This is a genomic window from Arthrobacter sp. ZBG10, from assembly GCF_001238605.1.
In the GTDB taxonomy this organism is placed as follows: domain Bacteria; phylum Actinomycetota; class Actinomycetes; order Actinomycetales; family Micrococcaceae; genus Arthrobacter.
Map to the genome: position 1 here is coordinate 1 of NZ_LFQH01000093.1, position 1,625 is coordinate 1,625.

The following is a 1,625-nucleotide window of genomic DNA, read 5'->3' on the forward strand; positions in this document are numbered from 1 at the left end:
CGCTCGGCTGGAGTTTTCCAGCCGAGCGTTTTGCGTGGGCGGCCGTTGAGTTCCTGGGCGACGTGTTCGAGGTCCTCGGGTCCGAAGACAGACAGATCGGTGCCTTTGGGGAAGTACTGGCGCAGCAGGCCGTTGGTATTCTCGTTCGAGCCGCGTTGCCACGGGCTTGCGGGGTCGCAGAAGTAGACCTGCATGTCGGTGGCGAGAGTGAAGGATTTGTGGGCAGCCATTTCCGATCCCTGGTCCCAGGTCAGGGATCCCCGAAGGTGCGCCGGAAGAGTGGCCATGGTTTTGATGAGGCCGTCACGGACGGTTGAGGCAGAGTGGTCCTTTGGCAGGTGGACGAGCATTAGGTAACGGGTGGTGCGCTCGACCAGGGTCGCGATCGCGGACTGGTTGTGGGCGCCAGTGATGAGGTCCCCCTCCCAGTGCCCCGGTATGGCGCGGTCCTCGATCTCGGGCGGACGCTCGGAAATCATGATCATGGGGTCGGTGAACCTGGGAGTGCGCTGATCACCGGTGGCATGGGGTTTTCGCCGGGTCCGGCCGGTCCGCAGAGCTGCTTGCACCTCACGTTTAAGTCCGCCTCTGGCTTGGAGGTAAAGGGCCTGGTAAATCGTCTCTGGGCTCACGCGCATCTCCGGGTTGTCGGGGAACTCTTCGACCAGCGTGTGGCTGATCTGTTCCGGAGACCAGCGTAGGAGCAGCTTGTCCTTCACGTACTTACGCAGGTCCGACTCGCCCGCGAGTTTGGCTGTCTTGGGCCGGGCCCGCCGGGCAGTTGCCTTCCGATGTGCACCGTGGGGAAGGTAGCCCATCCGCGGATCGGTGTTTCGGGCCAACTCGCGGCTGACTGTTGAGGGCGATCTGCCGAGGGCGTGGGCGACCGCCCGCACCGAGGATCCGGCGGCCTGCAGGTCCCGGATAAGTTCCCGTTCCTTGACGTTGAGGTACCGCGGGTGGATAGGTTTCTCCAGCGCGGCCACCGGGACCTGGACCGTTTCTGTTGTGCCGGCGGCAGAGGTCATAGTGATCACACCACGTTTGTAGTCGACCACCCGGCCATCCGGGTAAATGCGTCGCCCGCCGGACTTCCGGATTCCCTGGTCCCACTCCTCAGCGGTCCGTAAATGAATACCAACTGCCGCGGCAGCTTTCCGTCGGCTCACGCCGGCGTTGCGCAGCCGGGAGAACTCGTCCCTTCCAGGGTGTGGACCTGTCCCCGGCTTTCCCTGACCCTTCAGCCCGGCTTTCCGTACCCACGCGGCGCACGTATTGGGATTCAGCCCGAGTTCCTTTGCAGCCTCAGTGGTGCTCTTAAGACGGTCGAACACGGCGAAGAACTGCTCTTTCTGCCTAGCCGTGTACTTCCGGTGCACCGACTGCTTCCGTACTTTGCCCCGGGGCAAACCAGCCTTGCGGATCCATTGGTGACAGGTCATCACATTGAAACCGAGTTCCCTCGCGGCGGCACTGACATTCTGAACCCGATCGAGGGCCGCAAAGAACTGATCCTTCTGCTCCTGCGAATATCTCCGCCGCCCAGCGGGCTTCTCCCTTAAAGACGACACGGTCGTTGCAACTCCCAAAAATTCTGGGTGTTGCAACGACCGCTAGAACCCGCC

1 protein-coding gene is annotated in these 1,625 nt (G+C 62.6%); it reads right to left on the reverse strand.

Features of this window, described 5'->3' with window-relative positions:
* Positions 1–1,169 (reverse strand): IS30 family transposase (locus ACU18_RS17915; protein ID WP_231686132.1); only part of this gene is annotated, 1,169 nt, incomplete at its 3' end.
* Positions 1,170–1,625 lie beyond the last annotated feature (456 nt).